We start from the raw sequence: 26,020 nt of genomic DNA, 5'->3' as shown, positions 1-26,020 counted from the left end.
GAATATCATGGCTGAAGTTATTTTCAACAAATTGCAAAAAGTTTACTCCAACGGCTTCCAGGCGGTTCATGGTATCGACCTGAAAATTGAAGACGGTGAGTTTATGGTTATCGTCGGCCCATCTGGCTGCGCGAAATCAACCACCCTGCGTATGCTGGCGGGTCTCGAAACCATCAGCGGCGGTGAAGTCCGCATTGGTGAGCGTGTGGTCAACAACCTGGCACCTAAATCTCGCGGCATTGCGATGGTGTTCCAGAACTACGCGCTGTATCCGCACATGACGGTGCGTGAGAACCTGGCGTTCGGCCTGAAACTGAGCAAGCTGCCAAAACAGCAGATCGAGTCCCAGGTGAATGAAGCCGCGAAAATCCTTGAGCTCGATGAGCTGATGGACAGGCTGCCGCGCCAGCTATCGGGTGGCCAGGCACAACGTGTGGCTGTAGGCCGTGCGATTGTGAAAAAACCTGATGTGTTCTTATTTGACGAACCACTGTCGAACCTTGATGCCAAACTGCGTGCCTCGATGCGTATTCGTATCTCTGACCTGCATAAGCAACTCAAGAAGAGCGGCAAACCGGCAACGACCGTGTATGTAACCCACGATCAGACCGAAGCGATGACCATGGGTGACCGAATCTGTGTGATGAAATTGGGTCATATCATGCAGGTAGATACACCAGATAACCTCTATCACTACCCGAAAAATATGTTTGTGGCAGGCTTCATCGGCGCGCCAGAAATGAATATTCGTCCGAGCAAGCTGATTGAGAAAGAGGGCCGTCTGCAGATTAGTGTCGGTCACGACACCCTGGCATTAAACGAGCGCCAGCAGAAGCTTTGTGCTGCATACAAAGATCAGGACATCTTCTTCGGCATCCGTCCTGAATTTATTTCAATCTCTGATGAACCGTTCGCTGAAAGCCACTCCAGCGGTGAAATGGTGCGTGTGGAGAACATGGGCCATGAGTTCTTCATCTACCTGAAAGTAGCTGATTTCGAAATGACCTGCCGCATCCCTTCCGATGAAGCTAAGCCGATGATTGAAAAGGGTCTTCACCGTAAGGTGTATTTCAAGTTTGACATGGAAAAATGTCATATTTTCGACGCTAAAACTGAACAGAACATCTCTCTCTAACAGGATCTATCATAATGAAAAAAGTGCTGTTAAGTACCCTGATTGCTTCTACTTTAGGAATGGCTGCCGGCTCGGCATTTGCGGCGGATGATGTTGATTTACGTATGTCCTGGTGGGGCGGCAACGGACGCCATCAGGTGACGCTGAAGGCAGTTGAAGAGTTCCAGAAACAACATCCAAATATTAAAGTGAAATCTGAATACACCGGTTGGGACGGTCACCTGTCCCGTCTGACCACCCAGATTGCGGGCGGTACTGAGCCGGACGTGATGCAAACAAACTGGAACTGGCTGCCAATTTTCTCTAAAACCGGCACGGGCTTCTACGATCTGAACACCGTAAAAGACGAGCTGAATTTAGCGCAGTTTGATCCTAAAGAACTGCAATCAACCACCGTTGACGGCAAGCTGAACGGGATCCCGATTTCCGTCACCGCGCGCGTGTTCTATTTCAACGACGAAACCTGGAAAAAAGCAGGCATCGCTTACCCGAAAACATGGGATGAGCTGATGGCGGCGGGTAAAACCTTCGAAACCAAACTGGGCAAACAGTACTTCCCAGTGGTGTTAGAGCATCAGGATACGTTATCTTTGCTGCGCTCTTACATGGTGCAGAAATACAATATTCCAGAAATCGACACCGCTAAAAAGCAGTTCGGCTACAGCAAAGAGCAGTGGGTTGAGTTCTTCGGTATGTACAAGAAACTCATCGACAGCCACGTGATGCCTGACACCAAATACTATGCGTCATTTGGTAAGAGCAACATGTATGAGATGAAGCCGTGGATTGAGGGCGAGTGGGCCGGTACTTACATGTGGAACTCCACTATCAACAAGTACTCCGACAACCTGAAGCCACCAGCAAAACTGGAACTGGGTTCTTACCCGATGCTGCCAGGTGCAACAGATGCCGGTCTGTTCTTCAAACCAGCGCAAATGTTCTCAATCAGTAAAACGACTAAGCATCCGAAAGAAGCCGCCATGCTGATTAATTTCTTGCTGAACGAGAAAGTGGGCGTGGAAGCGTTGGGTCTGGAGCGTGGTGTTCCGTTGAGCAAAGCCGCTGTCACTCAGTTGACTGCTGATGGTGTTATCAAAGATACCGATCCAGCGGTTGCGGGCCTGAAACTGGCGCAATCTCTGCCAAATAAACTGTCAACGTCTCCGTACTTTGATGATCCGCAAATTGTGTCCCTGTTTGGCACCTCTTTGCAGTACATCGATTATGGCCAGAAAACCGTTGAAGAAACGGCTGCTGAGTTTGAGCGTCAGGGTAACCGTATCCTGAAACGCGCAATGCGTTAATCAATCAGCCTAAGTTTTCAGTTCTGTACCCTGCCCCGCCTTCTGGCGCGGCAGGGTATTTTTTTAACCTCATAAGGAGCTTCGTTATGGCTAAGGGTAAGAAAGTCCAACTTTCCTTCCGCGCCCGACGCGACAAGGAAACCGGTACTGAAGTCTTGCGTTTGACCCCGCCTCACATTATTTGCCATCGCAATTACTTCTATCAAAAATGCTTTAGTAATGATGGGCAGCGGCTGATTTTCGGCGGCGCATTTGAAGGGCACTGGAACTACTACTCTCTGAATTTAGAGAAACAAATCGCCACTCAGCTGACTGAAGGCAGCGGCGACAATACCTTCGGCGGCTTTTTATCGGCTGACGATCAATCGCTGTGGTATGTGAAAAATACCCGCGAGTTGCGCCGCGTCGATCTTGAGTCGCTTGAAGAGTACGTCGTTTATGAAGTCGATGACGAATGGGTGGCTTACGGAACCTGGGTGGCGAACTCTGATTGCAGCCAACTTGTGGGTATTGAAATCAAAAAAAGCGACTGGTCGCCGCTGGACACCTGGCAAAAATTCCGCGATTTCTATTTCACCAACCCGGAGTGTCGCCTGATTCGCATTGACCTGAATACCGGTGAGCAGCAGGTGATTTTGCAGGAAAAACGCTGGTTAGGTCATCCGATTTACCGTCCGTTCGACGATGAAACCGTCGCGTTTTGTCACGAAGGGCCGCGTGATGCCATCGACGCTCGTATGTGGTTGATTAATCAAGATGGCAGCAACATGCGTAAAGTGCGCCAGCATGAAGCAGGTGAGAGTTTCACCCATGAGTTTTGGGTGCCGGATGGTTCAGCACTCTATTACGTCGCGCACAAAGAGGGCGATGCAAATCGTTATTTGTGGAGCGCCTGCCCGCAAACTCTCGAAAATCGCCTGCTGCGTGCTATTCCCCCTTGTTCACATTTGATGAGCAACCACGACGGTTCACTGGTGGTGGGTGATGGTGCGCCGCACAAAACCGGAAATATCGATCTCAACGATCCTTTCATTTGGGTGTTTGATCTGAAAAAGGGGACGCAGAAAGCGGTTTGTCAGCACAACACATCGTGGAAAGTGCTGGACGGCGATCGGCAGGTGACGCATCCCCATCCGTCCATTAGCCCGGATAATCAGTGGGTGCTTTACACCTCGGATGAAGAAGGGATGCCAGCGTTGTATCTGGCGAAGATCTAGCTATAAAAAAACCTCCTGATTTCAGGAGGTTTTTCGTTTGATGTTGTCGGGGGCGCTACGTTTGCCCGACCTACGAAAGAACAACATTTCGTAGGGTGGATAAGCGCAAGCGTCATCCACCGCGTACATCAATCTCGAATTAACGGGCTAACCAGCCGCCGTCAACTGCAACAGTATAACCGTTGATGTAATCAGAAGCAGGAGATGCCAGGAACACGATTGGACCTTTCAGATCTTCTGGCAAGCCCCAACGACCCGCTGGGATACGCTCAAGAATCGCAGCGCTACGCTCTTCATCAGCACGCAGTTGCTGGGTGTTATTGGTTGCCATGTAGCCAGGTGCGATGGCGTTCACGTTGATACCGTGTTGTGCCCACTCGTTCGCCAGCAGACGGGTCACGCCCATGACTGCGCTTTTTGACGCGGTGTAAGAAGGTACGCGGATGCCACCCTGGTAAGAAAGCATAGAAGCGATGTTAATGATTTTGCCGCCTTTGCCTTGAGCAATGAACTGGCGAGCAACAGCCTGAGACATGAAGAACACGCTCTTAATGTTCAGGTTCATCACGTCGTCCCAGTCTTTTTCGCTGAAGTTGATTGCATCTTCACGACGAATCAGACCGGCGTTGTTAACCAGAATATCGATTTGGCCGAATTCAGCCACTGCGCGCTCCAGCAGATCTGGAATGCCATCAATCTGACGCAGGTCAGCGGTCAGGCTCAGGAAGCGGCGACCCAGAGCGGTAACACGCTCGATGGTTTCTGCTGGCTCAACGATGTTGATACCAACGATGTCACAACCAGCTTCAGCAAGACCGATAGCCATACCCTGGCCCAGACCTGTATCACAACCAGTAACAACAGCAACTTTACCTTCCAGGGAGAACGAATCCAGTATCATGTAGGTTTCCTTTTTTATACGGGCCTGCTGTTAGCGCAAGCATTTTGGGGAACATTTTAGTCGCGCTAACAGCGCAATTCATAAAGTACTTACGGTGAAAAACAGTGTTCCGTAATCTTTGATGGCGTAATAGTAATCTTGTTGAAACTGCTTTTCAATTATAAATGAAACGTTGTTTCAAGTTTTGGGTAATACTTATCAAATTTGATATTGGGATCACGGTTAACCGCTATTTTGCCGGTTCAGACTCATTTGTTTGATGGAAGAAATGTGAGCTGAGTTACTGTTTAGTGAATGCAATCACACACTTTGAAACATTGTTTTGATAAATTGATACCGGTTGTTCGAACATACATTTTCGACAGGTATGACTTGTCATTTTAAGGAGAGCATTATGGCTAAAGGTATGCGGGTTAAGCTGGTTTACGAAGTGAGTCAGGACCCAGACACAGGCGTCGAAGTCACCCGCTTAACGCCACCAGAAGTAACGTGTCATCGAAATTACTTCTATCAAAAATGCTTCACCAATGATGGCAATAAGTTACTGTTTGCTGGGGAATTTGACGGCAACTGGAACTACTATCTGTTGGATATCGCAGCCTGCGAAGCGGTGCAATTAACCGAAGGCACGGGCGACAACACCTTTGGCGGCTTCCTCTCCCCGGATGACAAATCTCTCTATTATGTGAAGAACGAACGCACGCTGCTGGAAGTGAATCTTGAGACGTTGGTTGAGCGCGAAGTTTACCGCGTTCCGGCTGACTGGGTCGGTTACGGCACCTGGGTGGCAAACAGCGATTGCACCAAACTGGTGGGTATCGAAATCTCCAAAGACGACTGGGTTCCATTGAACGACTGGAAAATCTTCCACGACTTCTTCCATAAAGGTCCAAACTGCCGCCTGCTGCGTGTTGATCTGCAAACCGGCGAAAGTGCGGTGATCCACCAGGAGAAAAACTGGCTCGGCCATCCTATTTATCGCCCATTCGATGACAATACCGTCGCATTCTGCCATGAAGGTCCACATGACCTGGTTGATGCGCGTATGTGGATGGTCAACGAAGATGGCAGCAACGTGCGTAAAGTTAAAGAACATGCGGAAGGTGAAAGCTGCACGCATGAATTCTGGGTGCCAAACGGTTCCTCATTAATGTACGTTTCTTATCTGAAAGGCCAGCAAGGTCGCACCATTTATAGTTACAACCCGGATACCGGCGTCAACGCAGAAGTCATGCAAATGCCTGCATGTTCACATCTGATGAGTAACTTTGATGGCACGCTGCTGGTTGGTGATGGTTCCGGTACGCCAGTAGATGTGAAAGATACCAGTGGTTATACCATCGATAACGACCCTTATTTGTACGCCTTCGATGTAGAGAAGAAAGCTTATTTCCGCGTCGCGCGCCACGATACTTCCTGGGCAACATTTGCTAATAGCCGTCAGGTTACGCATCCGCATCCTTCATTTACTCCGGATGACAGCGCAATTCTGTTCAGTTCTGATAAAGACGGTAAGCCAGCGCTATATATTGCGAAAATGCCTGCTAACCCTGAATTAATTTCTGCCTGATAGAAATATAGTGTGTCCGGTACAGGCCTTGCCCTTTCATAAAGAGAGGGCTTTTTTTTGGCGCAAATGGTGGCTTATCCACCCGACTTATTAGCCTCAATCATCGGTCGGATAAGCGCCAGCGTCATCCGACAAAATTTGCGTAAATAATAAGATGTTTTTATATCCGTCATATTATCTATAAAATATAAAAAAGCCCCCGCAATAATGCGGAGGCCTTCTTGAGGGTTTAGATAGATACAGAAATTAAATCAATTAGAAAGAATACGCTACACCGACACGATAACGAGTCTGACGTTCATCAGTGGATTTGCTGCCGCTGACGTTGCCCAGTTCGGCATACGGAGCCCAGTTTTTATCCCACTTATAAGCCAGTTTCACGTTATATTCTTCAGAGTCTTTTTTGTTATTAGAACGAATCTGGTGGTCGCTCTTCGCATAAACATAGTTCAACTCAGTACGCCAGTCACCCAATGCATAGCCAACCCAGGCATCGCCACGGTTTACTTTATCATCTTCTTTATTAGAGTCATTTGGGTTACGCGTGTATTCGAAACGATAACGAGCAGCAACATAGAAACCATTATCAAAGCTGTATTGCGCATGAAGGTTTGGTTTCCAGATAGTACGGCTGTCATTACTTTCAACGGTCAGTGCCGGAGTCAGAGAAATATTAGGCGTCGCTTTCCAGCGCCAGCTAATTTGGTCTTCATGACCACTACCCACCAGGTCTGAGAATGGCTCATCTTTATTGGTACCGCCAGATTTCCACTTGGCCTCGACGCTAAAACCCAGACCATTGTCAAAACGATGCGACACGGCTACACGATCGGCGTTAATACCGCTATCAATATATTCATGACGTAAATCAACAGTGACTGCTTGCGCTACAACACTAACACCACAGAGAACAGCCACGCCCAGAGCTTTCTTCAACATAATCGCATTCCCTTCATTGAAATATCGTTTCATTATTATGAAACTGAATTTTATTTTTAAATGAACAATATTTTAGTGATCGAGATCGTAAAAATTTATGTCAAATGACACACATGGTAATCTTCGTGATGGGAGTCAACAAAACAAACCACAACACCTTACTTTTAGCGACAAACATCACATTAAAATAATCAAAAACTCCTTTGAAACAATATTTCAATCATGTTTTGAATTATTTACATAAGAATTTTCCCTGCACTTATATAAAATTAAAAGGGAATACCACCGGATATGAAAAATGAGGAATAAGTGAAATTATGTGACGCAGTTAAATAAAGCGAGGCGAAAGTGTGACGGACATAAAAAAAACGCCTTCACCAGGAAGACGTTTTTAGAAGTTGATTAGTAAATCTAAAGGAGATAGCCCAAATAATTCGAGTTGCATCGCGGCGGCAACTGAGCAAGTCCCTGGGAGCTTACATAAGTAAGTGACCAGGGTGAGGTCACGCAGCCAACAAAGAGGCAGCTTGAAGTATGATGGATAGGGTCAATCGCGCTCAATAGCGAGCGCCACACCTTGCCCGCCCCCAATACACAATGTCGCCAGCCCTTTTTTGGCATCACGCTTGATCATTTCATGAACCAGTGAAACCAGGATGCGACAGCCTGATGCGCCGATAGGATGCCCCAGCGCCAGCGCACCGCCGTTGACATTGACCTTTCGCTCATCCCATTCCAGCATTTTGCCTACGGAAAGCGCTTGCGCGGCAAAGGCTTCATTCGCTTCGATAAGATCCAGCTCTTCAAGCGACCAGCCTGCTCGTTCGAGACAACGCTGGGTTGCGGTCACGGGCGCAATCCCCATGTAAGCGGGATCAACACCGACGCTGGCAAAAGCCCGAATACGCGCCAGAACCGGCAAATTCAACTCTTCGGCTTTACTGGCACTCATCATTAACACGGCGGCTGCGCCATCATTAATAGAAGAGGCATTTCCGGCAGTGACGCTGCCGAGACTATCAAAGGTGGGACGCAACTGCGCCAGGGCTTCCGCGCTGGCATCGGTTTGCGGTTGTTCATCCGTATCAACAATCACGGAATGACCGGCATTCAGCTCGACCGTCACCGGCACGATTTCATCTTTAAAACGTCCGGCATCAATGGCCGCCCGCGCTTTATGCTGGGACGCCAGTGCATAGGCATCCTGGCTTTCCCGGCTGATACCGTATTCACGGGCGAGGTTTTCTGCGGTGACGCCCATATGGTAATCATTGAATGCATCCCACAGCCCGTCATGAACCAGGCTGTCGATAAGCTGACTATTTCCCAGACCTGCGCCATTGCGGCTGTCAGCCAGCACGTGCGGTGCCCGGCTCATATTCTCCTGGCCACCGGCAATCACGACATCAGCTTCACCGCATTGAATGGCCTGAGTCGCAAGGTGCAACGCTTTCAGGCCGGAGCCACACACGTCATTAATGGTGATAGCCGAAACAGACCACGGCAAGCCGCTATTGAGCGCGGTCTGGCGCGCGGGATTTTGCCCGGCTCCGGCGGTCAACACCTGGCCGAGGATCACTTCATCAACTTCTTGCTCGCTCACGCCACTGCGTTCGAGCAGCGCTTTCACTACCGCACTTCCCAGCTCCGAGGCACTGCGTGGGGCGAGAGCCCCCTGGAAGCAGCCTATAGGCGTTCTTGCAGCCCCCACGATGACGACATCTTTCATTGTTATCTCCGCAACCCCGTCATGCTTCGCGCTGCTGGTGCGATGCAACGTGAATTATTTAAGGGGGGCTAGTGAGGTTAGTCGATCTCGCCGCCGCTCCTTTTCGAGGTACATCGCGGCATCGGCTTCGCGCAACGCCAGGTCATGGTCGGTCAGCGCGGGATTAACCGCGACCACCCCGATACTCGGACCGGCATAATTAATCACACTGGAATGTAGCTGATACTCGCCAGTCAGCAAGTTTGCGAGACGAATTTTGAAGGCGTCCACCGCATGTTGCGCTTCATCAAGCACACCCGGCCCCACGCCTGCGACCACAAACTCATCGCCACCCACCCGACCTGACACCTCGTTAAGGTGCAGGCCGTCTTTAAGACGCTGACCAACTGCGACGAGGAAATCGTCGCCGGCTTCATGACCGTAAACATCATTGATCTCTTTGAAATCGTCGAGATCGGCAAAGGCTAACAACACATAACGCGCGTCATCCCGGGCTTTGGAAAAGAGTTTCGGCAGCTCCTCAAACACCGCCCGGCGATTGGGTAATTTCGTCAGCTCATCAGTATAACTGGCGGTAGTCAGCGCGACATTGACCTGCTGTAACTGCTGCAAAAGCCGTTCATTTTGAATTTGTTGAGCAATCAACTGCGCGAAGAGATGCAGGACTTGTTCACTGCGCTCGTGGAATTCCCGGTGCTCTGAGCTGGCCGCGCACAGCGTGCCATAAAGAGAGCCATCCGCAAGGGTTACCGGCGTACTGACATAGGTCGTGATCCCCAGCGCTTTCGCCGCCCCGGAATCCCCCCAAACATTCGCCACATTACTGGTGTAGCGCTTTCCCTCATCCAGCGCACGCTTACAAAGCGTATCGCCCCAGGGAACCGAAAGTCCTTCGGGGATCTGCATTTGTCGGGTATTACGAGAAAAAAGAATATGTTGGAAGCTGCCATCTGGTTCAATGCGGGTCAGGTAGGTTGACTCCATATTGGTGACCAGTTCGAGCATTTCAAGCAGCTGTCGGACAAGTCCTTCGAGCGTGTATTCAGATTCTAACGCCGTGGAAATGCGCTCGATAAGATTGTCGGACATAAAGCACAATGACCTTTTTAAAATTATGCGTAGACGAAAGCTTTTTCAGGCTCGTTTTTAACATATTTTAAATACAACTTCCCCTACCGGATATGACAATTGAGAGACGGCACCGCGCCGTTTGAATGCAATGCCCTACCAGCTTAACAGTGGGCTAAAACTATTATCTTTGACCAGTGCACGTAACGCCGGGAGCCTGCTGCATTGCTGCATCAGTTCTGGCAGGGGGAAAATTTCACTCGCCTGCAGCGTCACATTCTCAAGCTCCCCCCAGAAGTACCATCCCTCGCTCACCTTGCTGGCAGGCACCCATAAATGAAGATGCAGTCCCTGCTCAGGTTCATCAGGCAGGCCAAGCCATTGGCTAAATCGCGGGATGTCAGGGGTTTCATACTCCACCAGCGCACAACGCTGCACCTGGGCTGCGGGAATATAAAAGCGCAGCGCCCCCAGTGTGATGCGCACGCTCGCAAGGTTAGGCGAGTGAGTCATAACCGCAGGTTTCCAGATAACGCTCAAAAATTAAATTCAAATCCAGCAGGGCGTAATACTCATGCCCAACCGGAACAATCCCCACCACCACTTTCTGCATCGCGGCCGATAAATGTTCCGTCGCAGGGTGAATCTGGCTTTCGGCGACATCCAGTACGTCGACTAATCTATCGACCAGAATCCCGCTTTGCATTTTCTGTCCACGCCCCATCAGGATCGAGCGCTTACCCACGCCTTCCGAGGCAGGGGCTTCAATAAGAGAGTTAATGCTAATGACGGACTCCACGCGCCCACGATGATTGATCACCCCTTCAAGCGACGGCGGGCAGCCGGGCACCCAGGAAACCGGACGATCCGCAAGAATCTCTTTGATGTGCGAGCCATAAAAAGCAAAGCTTTTGTCTGCCACTTTGAATAACACCAGGCTGCATTGCGGCTCGTCAACATTGGCGATTTCGCGGTTTTCGTCCTGATAGTGGCTGAGTATTTGCTCTAATTGTTGATTCATGCGACCTCCTTTTCGCCCGCCAGGCAATAGCGATTGCGGCCATGCTGTTTGGCGCTATACAACGCCTGGTCAGCACGTTCACGGATGGTTTCGATTTCATCGCCCGGCAGCCAGGACGCAATTCCGGCGCTGAAAGTGTTGCTAAAGCGGGTCTGGTTAACCGAGAAGTGGATTTTTTCAAACCCCTGACGCAGCCGTTCAACCACCGCCGCCGCCTGCTCCTGGGTTGTCGCAGGCATGATTATCGCAAACTCTTCCCCGCCGTAACGACCGACAATATCGGTGCTACGCAGGCGATGGGAAAACAGCTGGGAGATCCCGAGGATCACCTGATCGCCCGCCACATGGCCGTAAGTATCATTGATACTTTTGAAGTGATCCAAATCGACCATCACCAGGCTGAAAGGCACGCCGCTGTAATTGGACTCGGTAATCGCGCTTTCCAGATAATGGGTGGTGGTCGAGTGGTTATACAGGCCGGTCAGGCTGTCCTGCGACATGCGCGCACGCAGGGTACGCATTCTTTCCGCCCGAATTGAGACCGCATTAATCAACTCCTGCGGGTCAGCCTGCTTGATGATGAAATCTTCCGCGCCGGTGCTCATCGCGCCAAACTGGGTGGTTTTATTGGTTTCGCTGGAAAGATAAGCGATAGGTAAACCGATGTGCTGCGGGATCTGACGGATAAGTTTTGTCAGCTCTTCGCCGCTGTATTCCGGCATATGGAAATCCATCAGCACAATGTCGATCGGATGGGTATTGAGCACATTCAGCAGATGCGGCACGCGCGTCAGAACGTGGACTTCCATGCCCGCCATGCGCAACATTTCTGCGTTGTACTGCGCCACTTCCGGCTCATCGTCAATCAACAAAACCTGATACGGTTTTTTCAGCGAAGGCTGGGTTAAACGATGCAGTTCCTGCACCAAATCCGTGGTAGCCGCAGGTTTAACGTAGTAACCATCGCACCCGGCTTTAATGGCGTTAATACGGGCGTGGAAATGGCTGTGACAGGAAAGATAGAGCACCGGGAAAGGGGTACCGACTTTCTTTTTCAGGTCAGACATCGCCAGCGGGCCGCCGTAAGCGTGTTCCGGGAAGCTGACATCCATAATCACCACGGACGGAGGCTGCGAGATAACCGCCCTGGTAAAATCTGCCGTATTGGTGAAGACATAACAGATAAAGCCAAAACAGCGCAGCTGAGTCGCCAGCAGTTCCGCCTGTTCGCTTTCATCATCACACAGGTAAACAGGCTTGATGGTACGGTTAATCGCCACTTCTTCCTGGCTGGACGCGGCAATCGGGAATTTCACCAGCGCATCGCCGCCCCGACGTGCGCTTTCCGCCTGCTCGTCCGTCAACGCAGACAACTGCTTAAGTACCTGATCAAGCTTCTGGAACAACGGCTTATCCAGTGGCAGTTTCACCAACAAATGCTCGCCTTCCGCCGCCTGGCTGGCGATTTTGGTAAAGCCAAACGAGGCGCTGGTGCCGTGAATGCTGTGCAACAGCAGATGCAGTTGCTTGCTGTCCGCTTCATCGGGTTGCGCGATTAATTTGCCCAGCAACTCTTGCGCCTGAGTCAGCATTTTAGGAATGCGTTCCAGGAAGCGCTGGCGTAAGCGCGCAATTTTATCCTGAGCGGTAGTCATTGTGGTTTGCGTCAATTCTTGTTTCATCATGATTGAGTAATCTATTCAGCCGCTTCGGCGGGCATCAGTATTTCATTCACCACAGCCACCAGGCGCTCTGCCATATTTTCGTCTTTCTTCACCCAGCAATCGGGAATAACAGTAATGTCTGTCATCTCGCTGGCGCTGAGTAAAATAAACGGTTTAGACCATCCATTGGCACGCAACATCTCTAATAGATCCAGCCCGGTAATGTCCGGCATATGGAAATCACTGATCACCAACGCGATATCGCTGTCGGAATCAATATTGGCTAAAGCAGTCATCGCACTTTCGGCAATCATCACTTCATAGCCACTCATTTCCAGAAATACTGAAGCCAGTTCTGCCGCGAATAAATCATCATCCACTAATAAAACACGCATCTTTTTTCTCACTTATTAAGCCGTTAGCACAAAAGCATTTTTAATGTTTCTATGAGGCTATCCTGCTCAAAATCACCCTTGGCGATATAAGCATCCGCACCGACCTGGATCCCGCGACGCCGGTCTTCTTCTTTGGCTCGTGAGGTCACGATAATAATGGGAATATGTTGGTAATTTTCTTCGGCTCGCAGCGCTTTGGTGAGCGAGAAACCATCCATCACCGGCATTTCGACATCCGTCAGTACCGCGTCAAACTGCGTCAGACGCGCTTTTTGCAAGCCCGAGAAACCATCTTCTGCCAGCGTCACCTGGTAGCCATGGGCTTCGAGCACGTTCTTCTCGATTTCACGGGTGTTCATTGAGTCGTCGACGATCAATACATGCCACGCGTTCGGCCTGACTTCGGGTTTGGTGGCCGTGGCGCGTGACTGCCCGCGCTTCTGCGCCATCTCCATCAACACCGGAACCTGTAAAATACTCACCAGTTGGTTATCAGGGGAAAGCACCATGCCGGAGACTAACGATTGCTGCTGCATATGTTTTGGCAGCGGCTTAATCATCATGTTGCGCTCGTCGAGCAGGTTATCCACCAGCATCGCCATCTTGCCAAACTGGTTCTGAATAATGATAAGCAACAAGCTGTTTGCCAGCGCCGGTTGAGTCTGGCTGCCAGGCCGGTCATGGATGCGCAGCAACTCGGCGGCGGAAATCACCGGGATAAATTCGTTATGCAGAATAATGGCCGGACGACCCGCGATGTCGCGGATTTCATCACGGGAATATTTCACCACTTCAACCACATACTGCGCCGCGAGACCAAACAGATGGTTCTGCTGTTCGAACTGCAAAATGCGCATCATCGCCAGCGAAATCGGCAAACGGATAATAAAGGTGGTGCCCACCCCTGCACGGCTATGGACCTGCAACGTACCCTGCAAATCCGAGACTATGGTCTTGCGCACGATATCCAGCCCGACCCCGCGACCGGATAATTCGGTCACAATCTTGCTGGTGGAAAAGCCTGGATGGAAAATCAGCTCGTTACATTCCATCTCGGAAAGCCGATCGGCAACCGCCTCGTCCACCAGTCCCCGAGCCACCGCTTTGGCGCGGATCCCCGGATAATCCAGACCACGGCCATCATCTTCCACGCGTAGCAAAATTCCGCGCCCGTCTTGTTGGGTGGTCAACGTGATGGTGCCGCGCGCTGATTTGCCGAGCTCCAGCCGCTCCGTGACTTCGCCAATGCCATGATCGATGGCGTTACGCAGCAGGTGAGTCAGCGGTTCAGACAGACGATCGATTAATTGCCGGTCGATCTCGATTTCGCCGCCTAAAATACGGCAATCCACCTGCTTATTGAGCGATGTGGCAAGCTCACGCACCTGAGTGGACACCGGTTCAAACAGCATCGATACCGGCAGCATCCGGATGGTGGTCGCTACGTCATACAGCTCAAACATCTGCAAATGCTGAACCTGGAAATCTTCTTTTAATTTGCGGCTAAATTGCATGATCTGCTGGCGAAGCTGCCCGGCATCCATGTGTGCCAGGCGTGGCCCGAGGTTCGACAAACTTTGCACCTGCTGTTCAAGCCGGTCATGCGTGGCGACCACTTCACCCAAAATGTTAATCAGGTCGTCGAGTTTTTCGAGTTTGACCCGTACCGAACTCGCCTGTTTAAGCCCGTTATCCACCGCGTCTAGGTTGAGCGCTGTGACCTGCTTTTCCATCGGCGGTGAGGTGATTTCCTGCGCTGGATGCCCCATTTCGCCACGGCTGGCGCGCGCCAGGCGTTCGCACAAAGCCACATCGGCAGGCGGCAACTGATTGTTGCCGTCGGTGGCCGAAAGCTGGGTCAGTTGGTCAGAAAGGTAATCGCAGGCTTGCAGAATCAAGGTGCCCAGGTTCTGGTCGGGGGCGAGTTTTTTATCGCGAAGCTCGCTTAAGATCTCTTCAAGCTGATGGGTGACGTCGGCGATGCTTTGTAGTTTCAGCATCCGCGCCCCCCCTTTCACAGTGTGTGCTGCACGGAACATCTCGCCGATTTGTGCGTCAGTACTTTCGCCAGACGAGAGCAAGAACGCGCCCTCTTTCACGGTGTGCAAATGGCCACTGGCTTCATCAATAAAGCGCAGCACAAATTTTTTAAGATCAATAGCCATACGTTTCTCTACTGCCCATCCTGACGGGTGAACTGCGCCAACTGATGTTCACAAAGAAAACGAAACGAATTACTCGGAAATGAGAGCGGCAACCGCAGTGCGCAGGCATTGCCAGGGCTGTTCATTTCCGCGTTGAGTAATTGCAGTGCGATGCGGTAGGTCCGCAGAGCCGGGCGATAAAGCTCACTCTGGCGATACATTTCCGCCAGATAATAATGAGCAGGCCAGTAGCCCGGCTGTTGATAAACTACCTGTTTAAACCAGGCAATCGCCTGTTCCGTGTGTTGCTGCCACATCATCGCCAGCCCAAGAAGCATTTTCGCTTCCGCAGACCATTCATCCCGTTCCAGTATGTGTTGCGCGCTTTGCGCCGTTTGCCCGAACTCGCATTTTTCCAGCGCAATTGCCCCCTTGATAACCAACGCTTCCTGATGGTGAACATCGCAATCCAGCACTTTGGTTATCCACTCTTCGGCCTGGGCAAAGCGTTTTTCCGCCACGCAGTCGAGGGCCTTTTTAATCAGGCTATCGCACTGTTGCGTGGAGAGCGTCGGCGCCACGACACAAGGTGCCGCAGCGGGAATGGCGCGAGTGACTTTGGCAGATGGCACACTGGCGGAAGCAGCCGGAGCGCGTGATGATTTCGGCTGGCAGAAGTAAAACAGGCCGTGCTCCTGCTTGAGTTTCAGGATGCCAAAGTTATTGGCCAGCGTTTCCGCATTGCCGAAGAACAGCGCACCGTCTGGCTCGAGGATATTAAGCAAATTGAAATGCAGCAGACGGCGGGTTTCGTCATCAAAGTAGATCGAGACGTTGCGCAGCAAAATAATGTCGAACTTCGGTTGGATCTGCTCTTTGACAATATTCGAGCGGTGGAACGTCACTTTCGTGCGGATCACTTCATGCAGCTGGAACTGGTTACCGGTACGCGTGAAATAGGTTTGCTGCAATAACGGATCAACGCCGCGAAACGAGTAGCTGGAATAGTTTGCGGCGCGTGCTTTGGCGAGAATTTTGGTGTCGATATCGCAGCCGTGGATCTCCACGCGAGCAGCAAATTGATCGTGGTATTTCTGATGGAGTTTAATCGCCAGGGAATAGGCTTCTTCACCGGAGGAACAGCCCGCGCTTAAGATACGTACCGGCCCGCTACGTTGCTCCAGCAGCTTCGGCACCAGGGTTTCACAGACGAAATCCAGCACTTCCGGTTCACGGAAAAAGTAGGTTTCGTTGATGGTCAACAGGCTCAGCAGCTTGTCAAACTCGACAGTCGAGACGCAGATCTCTTCATAATATTTCTCGCTGCTCTCTTTCCCGCGCTCGCTCATACGCTGCAACAAAGCCGTATTGAGCAACCCTTCCATGCCGTTGAAAAAATGCAGACCAACTCTGTCTTTGATCAGTGTTTTGAAGGCCGCAATATTGGGGATCATGGCAATTTGCCCTCGAATTTCCCTTGATGAGCCATCGCCATTAAGGCTCCGGCCAGCTTTTCCAGCGGAAGAATTTTGTGGATGACGTTTTTATCGATAGCGAATTTGTTCATGCCGAATACCACAGAGGTGGCTTCATCCTGCGCAAGCGTTGTGCCGCCGTTCTGAAAGATGGCGTCGATGCCACGGCATCCGTCGCTGCCCATGCCGGTCATAATCAGCCCCACCGATTTGTCGCCGTACACCTCAGCCACCGACTCCAGCAGCAAGTTACAGCTCGGGTGATAGACATCGCTAATCTGGCGCGGGATTGCCGCTAACCGATGGTGCTTTTTCACCACCAGATGATGCTCCGGCGGCAAGATATAGACGCGCCCGGCGGTCAACAAATCGTTCTCCTGGGCGAGATGCACTTCCAGTTCGGTGATGCTGTCCAGCCACTGCACCATGCTCTTCGCAAAACCGTCGGCAATGTGCTGGGCGATAAGAATCGGACAGGGGAAAATTGCAGGTAGCGCCTGCAATAATTTACTTAGTGCCTGCGGCCCGCCCGTTGAGCAGGCAATCGCCAGTACAAACGGCCATTGATGATGTGGAGCTTCGTTCATGACCGCGGGAGGAACACATTTGGCGGGGGACTCGGTATGGTGGCGCAGCCCCTGGATATGGCGAATCACCTTCACCCCCACCAGCATTTCGACCTGGCGATGCAGGGCTTTGGTCGCTTGCAGCGATTCACCCTGGTTATCGACCACCGCCAGTGCGCCACGCGTGATGTATTCCGCATCCCACCGGGCATCGGCGTAGTAACGCATCACCATGATGGGGATTGCGCAGGTCGCCATAATGGTTTCGACGGTTTCCACGTTTTCGCGGTCGGGCGCACCTAACGTTAGCACCAGCAGATTGGGCGCCATCTGTTGCACCAGACTTGCCGCCTGTTCGCGATGAACCGCCTGCCCCACCACGGCAATGTTTTTATTAATCTCAAGCTGTCGGATCAGCGAGTCTCGCGACTCGCTGCCATGATCAACGATCAGCACACGGATTTTAGGCGTGTTCATCAAGGCTATCCGTCAATTTGAACGACCCGGTAGCCTGGTTCAACTCTTTGGACAGCTGAGTCATATCCTGGCTAATTGAGAGAATGTCTTTGATGGATTGAGAGGTGTAATTGCTGGCGACTACGATTTCGCGCAGCGCCATAACAACCTGATTACTTGCAGTTTTCTGCTGCTGCGTGGACAGTGAAATCTGCATCGCCGCCGTCGAGGTTTGTTCTGCCGTCGCGACTATTTCATGTAAACGATCGGCGCTGACTTTACAGGCTTTGGTGCCCGCTTTAATGCTGTTGCTGCCTTTTTCGGCATTGAGAACCAGACGGTTAATTGAGTTTTGGATCTCGCTGATTTTGTTCTCAATTTCATAGGTCGACTCGGTAACGGAATCGGCCAGGCGGCGGATTTCTGCGGCCACAACCGAGAAACGTTTACCCGACTCACCCGCGCTTGACGCTTCCAGAGCGGCGTTAAAGGCGATGAGTTTGGTTTGGTCTGCCACGTTGTTGATGATGACCATCACGCGGCTAATCTCTTTGGACTTGTTGCCCAACATCATGATTTCACGCATGCTTTGCTGATTGTCGCTGTCGATATCGGCCATGCGTGTCAGCAATTCGCCCATCGAGTCAGAACCTTTATTGCAGTCCTCGAGGGTGACATTGGCAATATCAACCACCGCGCGAGAATGCTCGGCAATCTGCGTTGAAGAGGCTGACAACTCTTCCATGGTTGAGGTGATTTCTGCCACCGACGACGAGGTTTCGACGCTGGTAGAGGCCTGGCCATCAACCGCTTCGGTAATGTTGAGTGCCGCTTCATGGACATGATGAGCATGGGAAACCACTTCGCTGACTAATGCGTGCAATGAAGCTCGCATCTGTTCATTGGCACTCAGCAGATCACCGATTTCATCATGGTGATCGACACGCACTTCCGAGCTGAGATCGCCCTGCGAAATGGATTTTGAAATCTTCAGCACATTGTTTAAACGACGGGAAATCAGGATGCGGCTGGTTCCGGCAATCAGCAGCAAAATCACCGGCATCAGCAGCACACTAAACAGCAGCAGACTGTTGCGCACCAGGTTGCTGCTTTTGGCCACATCATCAACGTAACTGGTGGTGGAGATTATCCAGTTAATCCCATCAATGTACTCAAACACCGAGACACGCTTACGCGGTGCTGCGCCATAGCCGCTGACGGTTTCGTAGTAAATGGTGCCGTTTTTGCGCGCCAGCATATCGGCATAGCGTTTGTAGCCGTGGGCGTCGGTGACATTCTCCACTTTCTGGTTGGCAAGTGTTGGGTGAGCCACCATTAAGCCCGGGTTAAATCCGCCATCCAGCACGAAGGCGTAACCGCCGTCTCCGATATGCACGTTTAACAGCTCTTTAATCACCGGTTGCAGTGCCAGTTTAACGTCAAAACCGATCGCCACCGCCCCGACAACCTGGCCGTATTTATCGGCAATCGGTTCGTAGTGGCTGATGAATTGTTTACCGTATAGCGCCACCACGCCGGAAAACGGTTTGTTGTGGACTAATGCTTCCAGCGCGGGGTTGTCATGGCTCAGTACCGTGGCGATAGCAATTCTTCCTTCTTTACCCTGCAAGGAAGTGGAGACGCGTACAAACTGATCGCCTTCGCGTACAAAGGTAGAAGCAAAGACACTGGTTAATTCGGTGAAGTGAGCGTTAATGCTTTTATCATTTAATAACGCTTTTAATGACTCAGCATCTAAAGAGTGCAGCGGTGCCGGAGACATATTCTGATAGTTATTAATATAAACGTTGCTGTAACGCTCAGCGTCTCGCGTCACTCGTTTATATTCAGTGAGAATATTGTTATGGAATATGCGCGTGTTAGAACGCAGCACTTCCAGGGCATTGCTTTCCAGTTGCGTCGCTAAATAGGACGAAAGCAGAAAGGATGCGCCAATCAGCAGTACGCCGATACAGGCGACCAGCATCAGGCCCAGTTTCATGGCGACACCCACGTGTAAGGTATGCAGCCATGCAGTCAGACCACTTTCCTTGTCATTTGAATATTCAGCGTCTCCATGACGCTTGAATTTAAAAAAGTTACTCATGGGTTTCCATTTTTTTGTGGTGTAAATAAGTTTCGTCGTTGTTCATTGGTGGATGACGCTTCGCTTATCCACCCTACAAAAACAGTTCACACGAGAGAGAGCAGTTCCGTAGGTCGGGCAAGCGCAGCGCCCCCGACAACAACGGTTCACACGAGTGAGAGCAGAGGAACGGGCTTACCGATGTGATACCCCTGAAGCCAGTCCACATTCATTCGTTCAAGGCAAAGCTGAATATTTTCATTTTCAACATACTCAGCCACCACCTGCATATTTTTCATTTTTGCCACATGGCAAAACGACTCAACGATGTAATGACTGAGCTCGCTCTCAGTAATTTCACGAATAAAAGAACCGTCTATTTTCAAAATATCCGCACTGACATCCCGTAAGCGGGCATGGCTGGAAAAGCCAGTGCCAAAGTCATCAATCGCCACCCGACAACCGAGACTTTTCAACGATCGCACGGTGTTCTGCGATTGTTCGGTATCGGATAGCGCGTCGGCTTCGGTTATCTCAAAGATGATGCGATGCGGATCGACACTAAACTGGGTCAGTAAAAGCTGAACGTTGTGCACAAAACTGGCACGACACACCGTCACCGGCGCGAGGTTAATCGAGAAGCAACGATCCGGATGCTGTTGCATGGTTTTGAGCGTGTTGCGGATCACCCACAGATCGATGTCCGGTGCCAGGCCCGCTTCGGTCGCCACGGGTAAAAAGCGGTCCGGCGGAATAAAGCGCCCTTCTTCATCCAACATGCGCAGCAGGATCTCGTGATAACGCTCTTCCCCACGCGTGCTGACAATCGGCTGTGCCATTAACACGAAGGCATCGTTATCCAGGGTTTTCTGCAGCACGGTGCGAATGTCAGTACGCCCAACAATGTAACTTTCCAGAATGCGGCTGGACTGCGCTTCGAGGTTTTCCGGTTTGCCATTCACCAGCGATAGCCCGGAAACAATCCCCAGCTTCCCGGTCAGGCTGTAAACGTCATTACAGAACTGCGTTGCCCGGCAATAACCGAGGCCGCTACGGAAACCCAGTTGCTGATTGTTATGCGAATAACGGAAAGTGTTGGCTGATTTATACAGCAGGCTGAGTCTTCCCCAACTCGGTTCATTGAGTTTGAGCAGCAGACCAAAACCGGCGTGGTAGTAAATTTTTTCGTCGTCGTTCAGTTGCTTATGCAGATGATCGGCGAGCTTCTTTTGGTATCTGGCGCGGAAGTGCAAACCGTAACGGCGTGAGAAAAGCTCCATTTCGGGGACCTGAATCAGGCAAACCGTGGAGTGTGGTGCCGCCTTGATATCCGCCTTTAAGGCACGAAGATTCGGCATGTTGGTCATCGGGTCGGTTAAGCCAATTTCCAGCAGTTCATCAAACCGTAACTTATTGAATCGGGACAACACGCCCATAATGACGATGGTCAGGGTAAAGACAAAAATAGCCGTCGAAACCAGCACCTGATGCAGCATGAAGTCATCGTTCAGGGCAATGTAGTTTTCGTTATTTTTGCCCAACACGATAAGCATCACCGTCCAGACTGGCGTGGTGATGATGTAGCCGAAACGAACCGAACTCCACAGCATCAGCGGGAAAATCAGGATCAGGCTGTAAAAGGTAAAAAAGACGTTACCCTGGAAGGGAATATTGAGACACACCATCAAGATAAGCAGCGTGGTGAGCCAGGCAGCAAAACGGGTGTAACCGACATTTTCTGAGAACTGCGCAACCACAGATTTGCAGCACACGGCGGCATACTTCGGACGGCTGATAATTCTTAACACGGTATAAAACAAAGGAATGCCGGTGACGCAACCATTCATTACGCCCTGGATTCTGACCAGCGTTTGCGCGTTAAACAGATGATCCCACACCATTCCAGAACAGGGATGTGCCATGGTGAAAAAGCAAATCACTTCGCTAAAAACGGTATTTAGCAACGCATTACACAAGCACAACCAGATGATGCGCTGGGTGGTCAGACTGATGCGCCCAAAACTTGATGGGCTACGCCAGCCGGTGCTTTGGGTATAGAAGAAGACGCTAATTAACCCTGCTGCCAGATAACCAAGCAACTCCCAGGTTTCAGCAAGAGGACGTAATAACAGGGAGAGAACCGTGAGGAGAACCAGGCCGGGGATGGCCCGGTAGCCGAACAGCACCAACACCGCGGAGATGGCGGCTAATTCCAGGTCATAGACCACCAGAACCCGCCCATCGACGATAAGATGGCTGCTGAGCAGCTGCGCCAGTGCGTAAAGCAGGCAGGGTAAAATTAACGGTAAACCCCACCGTTTATTTGAATGCGCTGTGCTATCGCTCGCTATAGAGTTCAAGAATTTAACCCGTGTTGTATGCTGTTGTGTGCTATTTATGTGTTTTGGAGAGTGTATTGCTTAATGGACAAAAACGTGTAGATGACATAATTAAACAAAACAACTACCGCAATTAATTAACATCTACCGTTAAATAAAAAGAAATATCCACACTTTTAAAGCGGCCTTGCTGCAAACAATCCATTAACAATCATCATTGGTTATTTTTAATATTGAATGGAGGCCGTTTAACGAGTAAAAATCGCAGTCATTGTTTAATGATTTTTAATTGTATTCAGTTTCGGCTCAAAAAAGAACAGCCACTTATAGGTAAAAATGGACATTTCCATAACGTGAAAACCATAAACAACCCAGATGAAATTAACACCCAAACCACTGAAAGTTATGAAAATAAATTTAAAACACATTATTCCATTAATCTTTTATATTGGTTATTGAAGGACAAACAGACATCACCGTTAAACTGTTTATTTAATGGCAAAGCTAAAGAGAATCAATCAATAGTTAAATTAGTGTTTAATACCTATCTTTAATCATTGACTTGCCCCCGCCGGTTATCTATAGTCCCGCCGCGTATTTATACCTTTATTTATTTTCTCAGCAATTATGTTACGCAATAGTTCTTTATTGTTGATTCAACATACAACTCTATTAATAAAAAACTCACATAATAATCGGGTAATAACCGGTGGATGACGCTGCGCTTATCCACCCAACAAAATCCTCATAATAACCGGTCGGATAAGCACAACGTCATCCGCCCCCCCTAAGTATCTCATCCTCAGGAAGCTGGTAATCTGTGGCTAAAAGTTTTTTGTCGCTGAAAAGCGTTAAAGGTTGGCACCATTCTATTGCAGGAAAAATTACCCAGTTTTTATTGGCGGGGATCCTGATTGCATTTGGTGCTGGCGCCTGTGCGGGATGGGGGCTGATTGATAGCTTCTCTTACCAGCAATGGGTTCACCAGGCTGAAGCGAATGCTCAGATAATGACGTATATCGTGCGAAACGTTTATACCAACGTCGCCGTAGGAACCAGTGCCACCGGGCAAATTACGCGGATTGTTTCTGAACACAAATTGGGTGATGCGGACTCCGTCATTCAAACCGGCTATAACCCGGTCGATGTGCTGGCGCTAGCTTCGGTACAAACCCGCAACCCGACGTGGCTTTTCCTTTATACGCCTGAACAAGGCTTCCAGGGCATCAGCAACAACTCCGATTCGCAAGAAGCCAAAATCACCTTTAAGGGACACAAAGCCACCGATGTGCTGGTGAACTACTACATCGGTTTTGCTTCCATTAACGGTAAAGAGTGCTTTATCAGTGCCGTTCCGATTCTTACGCCTGGCGGTGAGATCCTCGGTAGTTTAATCAGCAGTATTGGTAATAAGAGCCAGCTGTATGCGGCTTATGACGCCATGCTGAAGAAAACGCTGGTGATCCTGACGCTGATTTTATTGGGCACACTGGCCCTGGTGACGCTGTTTATGCGCCGCCTTTTCCGCCCGGTCCCGCTGCTGATTAACTCTTTGACGCGCATTGCTCATGAGCAAACCGATCACATTACCCCTTACTTAGATCAGGATGACGAAATCGGCCGGTTAGCAGCAGCAATTGAGAAACTCCGTATTGCGATGGTGGAACGTGATTACCTGCAACGCATGCAGGATATGTCGCAAAAAATGGAATACATGGCTCACCATGACTCGCTGACCGGCTTCCCGAACCGTGCGTCCTTTAGCCAGGCGCTGGATAAATGTATCCGCGAAATGAATCAGAACGGTCAGCTATTCAACCTGCTGCTGATTGACCTCGATAACTTTAAGCCGGTGAATGACACCTTCGGCCACTCTGCTGGCGATGAAGTGCTGATAGGCGTTGCCCAGCGTTTGTCTTTGCTGTTAGGGCCAGCGGATTTTGCCGCACGCTTAGGCGGTGATGAATTTGCCATTTTGCAGAGCGTGAAATCTGACAACTGCCAGGAAGCTGGAGCACTGTCGCAGAAAATTGTGCGCGCGTTGAGCATTCCTTTTACCTACGGCACCCACTCTTTCGCCATTAGTTGTAGCGTCGGTATTGTCACCGCTCCGTCTCAGGGTACCAGCGCTACGACGCTGATGATTAACGCCGACCTCGCCCTGTATGCCTCAAAACATAGCGGGCGCGGCTGCTACCACTTCTTTGAAGATGGCATGATGATGAAACACACCAACAGTGTGTTTGTGAATCAGGAAATCATCAACGGCATTGATAACAATGAGTTCGTGCTGCACTACCAGCCGATTATCGATCTGGAAGATGAAACGGTTTGTGGCTATGAATCGCTGATCCGCTGGAATCATCCGACTAAAGGTCTTATCTATCCTGACTACTTTATTAATATTGCCGAAGAATCAGGGCTGATTATCCGTCTGGGTGAGTGGATTATTCGCGAGTCCTGTAAAGCCGCTGCGAAATGGCCACATTCCACCAAAGTTGCGGTTAACATTTCGGCTTATCAATTACATAGCCCTGGCCTGATTGATATTGTGGTTGATGCTCTGGCACAAAGTGGCCTCGCGGCTAATCGCCTGGAAATTGAAGTGACTGAATCGGAAAAACTCGATCAGTCGATTGCGCTGCCGGTATTTAAGAAACTTCGGAAGATGGGCATTTCCATTGCCATGGATGACCTGGGCACCGGCTATGCGGCGCTGGATTACCTGCTTATTTATCCGTTTACGCGCATCAAAATTGCCCGCACCTTGATTATGAAACTTGAGCAAGAGAGTGCCAGCCAGTATCTGGTGGTGATGCTGATTCAGTTTGCGCAGAAATATGGCATGAGCGTGACGGCTGAAGGCGTGGAGACCGAGCAACAACGTACCATTTTGCGTCGTATTTCCTGCCAGAATGTCCAGGGCTACTATTACAGCCGGCCGTTGCCAGAAAAAGATCTCGAGCCGACCTTTGGCAATAAAGTCATCGACGGGGAAGTTTGCGATGTTTGTTAAACCTTTAGTTGCTGGACTCTTTCAAAGGTCGGATAAGTGTAACGCCATCCGACACCGCTCACCGAAATGGGGGATGACGCGTGCGTTTATGCACCCTTCCTGTCTGTCAGCCATCTGGTTTCTGTCACTATTTTTGCTCTGTAGTCCGGTATGCCATGCCCACGGTATACACAGCAAGAAGACCCTTGAGAGGATTGCGGAAACGAAGACCATCACACTCGGTTATCAGGATGATGCATTCCCGTTTTCGTATGTCGAGTCGCAGCAGCCCGCTGGTTATTCCATTGATATTTGCAATAAAATCGTCGATGACTTAAAAACCAAACTGAAAATAAAAGATCTTAAAGTTCGCTGGGTAAGAAGCAGTACCGCCTCACAGTTTGTTTTAATTAAAAATCATGTCACTGACATGATGTGCATCCCGGCTTTTTACTCGGAATTGCGTCATCAGCAAGCGGAGTTCACCCTGCCGTTCTTTTTCTCCAGTACCCGTTTTATCACCCGAAAAAACAACAACACTGACACCATTAAAGAATTAGCCGGGCACAGTGTTTTAGTGAAAAGTGGCACCATCTATGTCGAGCAACTTCATCAGCTTAATAAATCCAACGATCTCAATCTCAATATAGAACTGGATAACAGCAATAATGCCGCCTTCAGAAGTATCCAGGCGGGTGAATTACCCGCGCTTATTTCCAGTTACGTACTGCTCAAAGGCATGATCGCACTCTCGCCTGATCCCCAGGACTTTGAAATCTCAGATGAGGTCTTTAGCCAACCGATACCCGCGGGGCTGCTCCTTCCTCTGTATGATCCCGAGTTTAAAAGCTTCGTCGACGAGTCAATGAGTAAGATCCTTATCAGCAAAGACTTTACCAGCCTTTATCAGCATTGGTTTATGTCGCCGATTGCGCCGAAATCGATAAACCTTAATATCCCTATGTCGACTGCGCTAAAAGCCTTGATCGCATCAACATTAAACAATGCGAACTAAA

19 protein-coding genes are annotated in these 26,020 nt (G+C 50.2%); 6 read left to right on the top strand and 13 right to left on the bottom strand.

Annotation, left to right across the window (positions count from 1 at the left end):
• Window positions 1-7 precede the first annotated feature (7 nt).
• From WBL83_RS06060 to WBL83_RS06050, 3 genes are all read left to right on the top strand, one after another.
• On the top strand, window positions 8-1,135 hold the full coding sequence (locus WBL83_RS06060; RefSeq protein WP_424588302.1) for an ABC transporter ATP-binding protein: 1,128 nt from the start codon (window positions 8-10) through the stop codon (window positions 1,133-1,135).
• 14 nt (window positions 1,136-1,149) lie between these two features.
• Window positions 1,150-2,439: an ABC transporter substrate-binding protein gene (locus tag WBL83_RS06055; RefSeq protein WP_424588301.1), complete on the top strand. Its 1,290-nt coding sequence runs from the start codon at window positions 1,150-1,152 to the stop codon at window positions 2,437-2,439.
• 86 nt (window positions 2,440-2,525) lie between these two features.
• Entirely contained in the window at window positions 2,526-3,656 is a 1,131-nt protein-coding gene (locus WBL83_RS06050; RefSeq protein ID WP_424588300.1) for an oligogalacturonate lyase family protein, read from the top strand.
• Window positions 3,657-3,795: 139 nt separating this feature from the next.
• On the opposite strand, the gene kduD is transcribed toward WBL83_RS06050, so the two are convergent.
• Window positions 3,796-4,557, bottom strand: coding sequence for a 2-dehydro-3-deoxy-D-gluconate 5-dehydrogenase KduD (kduD, locus tag WBL83_RS06045; RefSeq protein ID WP_424588299.1), 762 nt, complete (start codon window positions 4,555-4,557; stop codon window positions 3,796-3,798).
• A gap of 394 nt (window positions 4,558-4,951) precedes the next feature.
• On the opposite strand from kduD, the gene WBL83_RS06040 reads away from it, so the two are divergent.
• A complete protein-coding gene (locus WBL83_RS06040) occupies window positions 4,952-6,127 on the top strand; it encodes an oligogalacturonate lyase family protein (RefSeq protein ID WP_424588298.1) in 1,176 nt (391 codons plus the stop codon).
• A gap of 255 nt (window positions 6,128-6,382) precedes the next feature.
• On the opposite strand, the gene WBL83_RS06035 is transcribed toward WBL83_RS06040, so the two are convergent.
• The 12 genes from WBL83_RS06035 to WBL83_RS05980 all read right to left on the bottom strand — a co-directional run bounded on the left by WBL83_RS06035 (window position 6,383) and on the right by WBL83_RS05980 (window position 22,030).
• Entirely contained in the window at window positions 6,383-7,066 is a 684-nt protein-coding gene (locus tag WBL83_RS06035; RefSeq protein ID WP_424588297.1) for a porin, read from the bottom strand.
• 547 nt (window positions 7,067-7,613) lie between these two features.
• Complete coding sequence (locus tag WBL83_RS06030; RefSeq protein ID WP_424588296.1) at window positions 7,614-8,795, bottom strand: acetyl-CoA C-acetyltransferase; 1,182 nt, start codon at window positions 8,793-8,795, stop codon at window positions 7,614-7,616.
• A gap of 54 nt (window positions 8,796-8,849) precedes the next feature.
• The gene (locus tag WBL83_RS06025) at window positions 8,850-9,884 is read right to left on the bottom strand and encodes a diguanylate cyclase domain-containing protein (protein ID WP_424588295.1); all 1,035 of its coding nucleotides are present in this window, start codon (window positions 9,882-9,884) and stop codon (window positions 8,850-8,852) included.
• Window positions 9,885-10,019: 135 nt separating this feature from the next.
• Complete coding sequence (locus WBL83_RS06020; RefSeq protein ID WP_424588294.1) at window positions 10,020-10,376, bottom strand: hypothetical protein; 357 nt, start codon at window positions 10,374-10,376, stop codon at window positions 10,020-10,022.
• A complete protein-coding gene (locus WBL83_RS06015; protein WP_424588293.1) occupies window positions 10,360-10,884 on the bottom strand; it encodes a chemotaxis protein CheW in 525 nt (174 codons plus the stop codon). The genes WBL83_RS06020 and WBL83_RS06015 overlap by 17 nt, the downstream gene beginning before the upstream one ends.
• Window positions 10,881-12,569 carry a diguanylate cyclase gene (locus tag WBL83_RS06010; RefSeq protein ID WP_424588292.1) on the bottom strand — a complete coding sequence of 563 codons (1,689 nt, stop codon included), beginning with the start codon at window positions 12,567-12,569 and terminating at the stop codon, window positions 10,881-10,883. Before WBL83_RS06010 ends, WBL83_RS06015 begins: the two co-directional genes overlap by 4 nt.
• 11 nt (window positions 12,570-12,580) lie before the next feature.
• The gene (locus tag WBL83_RS06005) at window positions 12,581-12,943 is read right to left on the bottom strand and encodes a response regulator (RefSeq protein WP_424588291.1); all 363 of its coding nucleotides are present in this window, start codon (window positions 12,941-12,943) and stop codon (window positions 12,581-12,583) included.
• 23 nt (window positions 12,944-12,966) lie between these two features.
• Window positions 12,967-15,108, bottom strand: a complete 2,142-nt coding sequence (locus WBL83_RS06000; protein WP_424588290.1) for a hybrid sensor histidine kinase/response regulator — start codon at window positions 15,106-15,108, stop codon at window positions 12,967-12,969.
• Between the two features lie 8 nt (window positions 15,109-15,116).
• Window positions 15,117-16,541, bottom strand: a complete 1,425-nt coding sequence (locus WBL83_RS05995) for a CheR family methyltransferase (RefSeq protein WP_424588289.1) — start codon at window positions 16,539-16,541, stop codon at window positions 15,117-15,119.
• Window positions 16,538-17,605, bottom strand: coding sequence for a chemotaxis protein CheB (locus WBL83_RS05990; protein WP_424588288.1), 1,068 nt, complete (start codon window positions 17,603-17,605; stop codon window positions 16,538-16,540). Before WBL83_RS05990 ends, WBL83_RS05995 begins: the two co-directional genes overlap by 4 nt.
• Window positions 17,592-19,691 carry a Cache 3/Cache 2 fusion domain-containing protein gene (locus WBL83_RS05985; RefSeq protein ID WP_424588287.1) on the bottom strand — a complete coding sequence of 700 codons (2,100 nt, stop codon included), beginning with the start codon at window positions 19,689-19,691 and terminating at the stop codon, window positions 17,592-17,594. Before WBL83_RS05985 ends, WBL83_RS05990 begins: the two co-directional genes overlap by 14 nt.
• Before the next feature lie 146 nt (window positions 19,692-19,837).
• Complete coding sequence (locus WBL83_RS05980; protein ID WP_424588286.1) at window positions 19,838-22,030, bottom strand: EAL domain-containing protein; 2,193 nt, start codon at window positions 22,028-22,030, stop codon at window positions 19,838-19,840.
• A gap of 799 nt (window positions 22,031-22,829) precedes the next feature.
• Here WBL83_RS05980 and WBL83_RS05975 point away from each other — a divergent pair.
• Both WBL83_RS05975 and WBL83_RS05970 read left to right on the top strand, forming a co-directional pair.
• Window positions 22,830-25,025: a putative bifunctional diguanylate cyclase/phosphodiesterase gene (locus WBL83_RS05975; RefSeq protein ID WP_424588285.1), complete on the top strand. Its 2,196-nt coding sequence runs from the start codon at window positions 22,830-22,832 to the stop codon at window positions 25,023-25,025.
• Window positions 25,026-25,098: 73 nt separating this feature from the next.
• Window positions 25,099-26,019, top strand: coding sequence for an amino acid ABC transporter substrate-binding protein (locus WBL83_RS05970; protein ID WP_424588284.1), 921 nt, complete (start codon window positions 25,099-25,101; stop codon window positions 26,017-26,019).
• The last annotated feature ends 1 nt before the right edge of the window (window position 26,020 follow it).

The organism is Buttiauxella sp. (assembly GCF_049686335.1).
Classification (GTDB): domain Bacteria; phylum Pseudomonadota; class Gammaproteobacteria; order Enterobacterales; family Enterobacteriaceae; genus Buttiauxella.
The sequence above is the reverse complement of the archived record's forward strand: the minus strand, read 5'-3'. Positions and strand labels throughout refer to the sequence as shown.

Bases quoted from the DNA above. Each gene is read 5' to 3' on its own strand.
- WBL83_RS06010 (WP_424588292.1), bottom strand. From the start codon at position 12,569: ATGATGAAACAAGAATTGACGCAAACCACAATGACTACCGCTCAGGAT.
- WBL83_RS06060 (WP_424588302.1), top strand. From the start codon at position 8: ATGGCTGAAGTTATTTTCAACAAATTGCAAAAAGTTTACTCCAACGGC.
- WBL83_RS05995 (WP_424588289.1), bottom strand. From the start codon at position 16,541: ATGATCCCCAATATTGCGGCCTTCAAAACACTGATCAAAGACAGAGTT.
- kduD (WP_424588299.1), bottom strand. From the start codon at position 4,557: ATGATACTGGATTCGTTCTCCCTGGAAGGTAAAGTTGCTGTTGTTACT.
- WBL83_RS06025 (WP_424588295.1), bottom strand. From the start codon at position 9,884: ATGTCCGACAATCTTATCGAGCGCATTTCCACGGCGTTAGAATCTGAA.
- WBL83_RS06020 (WP_424588294.1), bottom strand. From the start codon at position 10,376: ATGACTCACTCGCCTAACCTTGCGAGCGTGCGCATCACACTGGGGGCG.
- WBL83_RS06015 (WP_424588293.1), bottom strand. From the start codon at position 10,884: ATGAATCAACAATTAGAGCAAATACTCAGCCACTATCAGGACGAAAAC.
- WBL83_RS06055 (WP_424588301.1), top strand. From the start codon at position 1,150: ATGAAAAAAGTGCTGTTAAGTACCCTGATTGCTTCTACTTTAGGAATG.
- WBL83_RS06030 (WP_424588296.1), bottom strand. From the start codon at position 8,795: ATGAAAGATGTCGTCATCGTGGGGGCTGCAAGAACGCCTATAGGCTGC.
- WBL83_RS06040 (WP_424588298.1), top strand. From the start codon at position 4,952: ATGGCTAAAGGTATGCGGGTTAAGCTGGTTTACGAAGTGAGTCAGGAC.
- WBL83_RS06000 (WP_424588290.1), bottom strand. From the start codon at position 15,108: ATGGCTATTGATCTTAAAAAATTTGTGCTGCGCTTTATTGATGAAGCC.
- WBL83_RS06035 (WP_424588297.1), bottom strand. From the start codon at position 7,066: ATGTTGAAGAAAGCTCTGGGCGTGGCTGTTCTCTGTGGTGTTAGTGTT.
- WBL83_RS06005 (WP_424588291.1), bottom strand. From the start codon at position 12,943: ATGCGTGTTTTATTAGTGGATGATGATTTATTCGCGGCAGAACTGGCT.
- WBL83_RS05970 (WP_424588284.1), top strand. From the start codon at position 25,099: ATGACGCGTGCGTTTATGCACCCTTCCTGTCTGTCAGCCATCTGGTTT.
- WBL83_RS06050 (WP_424588300.1), top strand. From the start codon at position 2,526: ATGGCTAAGGGTAAGAAAGTCCAACTTTCCTTCCGCGCCCGACGCGAC.
- WBL83_RS05990 (WP_424588288.1), bottom strand. From the start codon at position 17,605: ATGAACACGCCTAAAATCCGTGTGCTGATCGTTGATCATGGCAGCGAG.
- WBL83_RS05985 (WP_424588287.1), bottom strand. From the start codon at position 19,691: ATGAGTAACTTTTTTAAATTCAAGCGTCATGGAGACGCTGAATATTCA.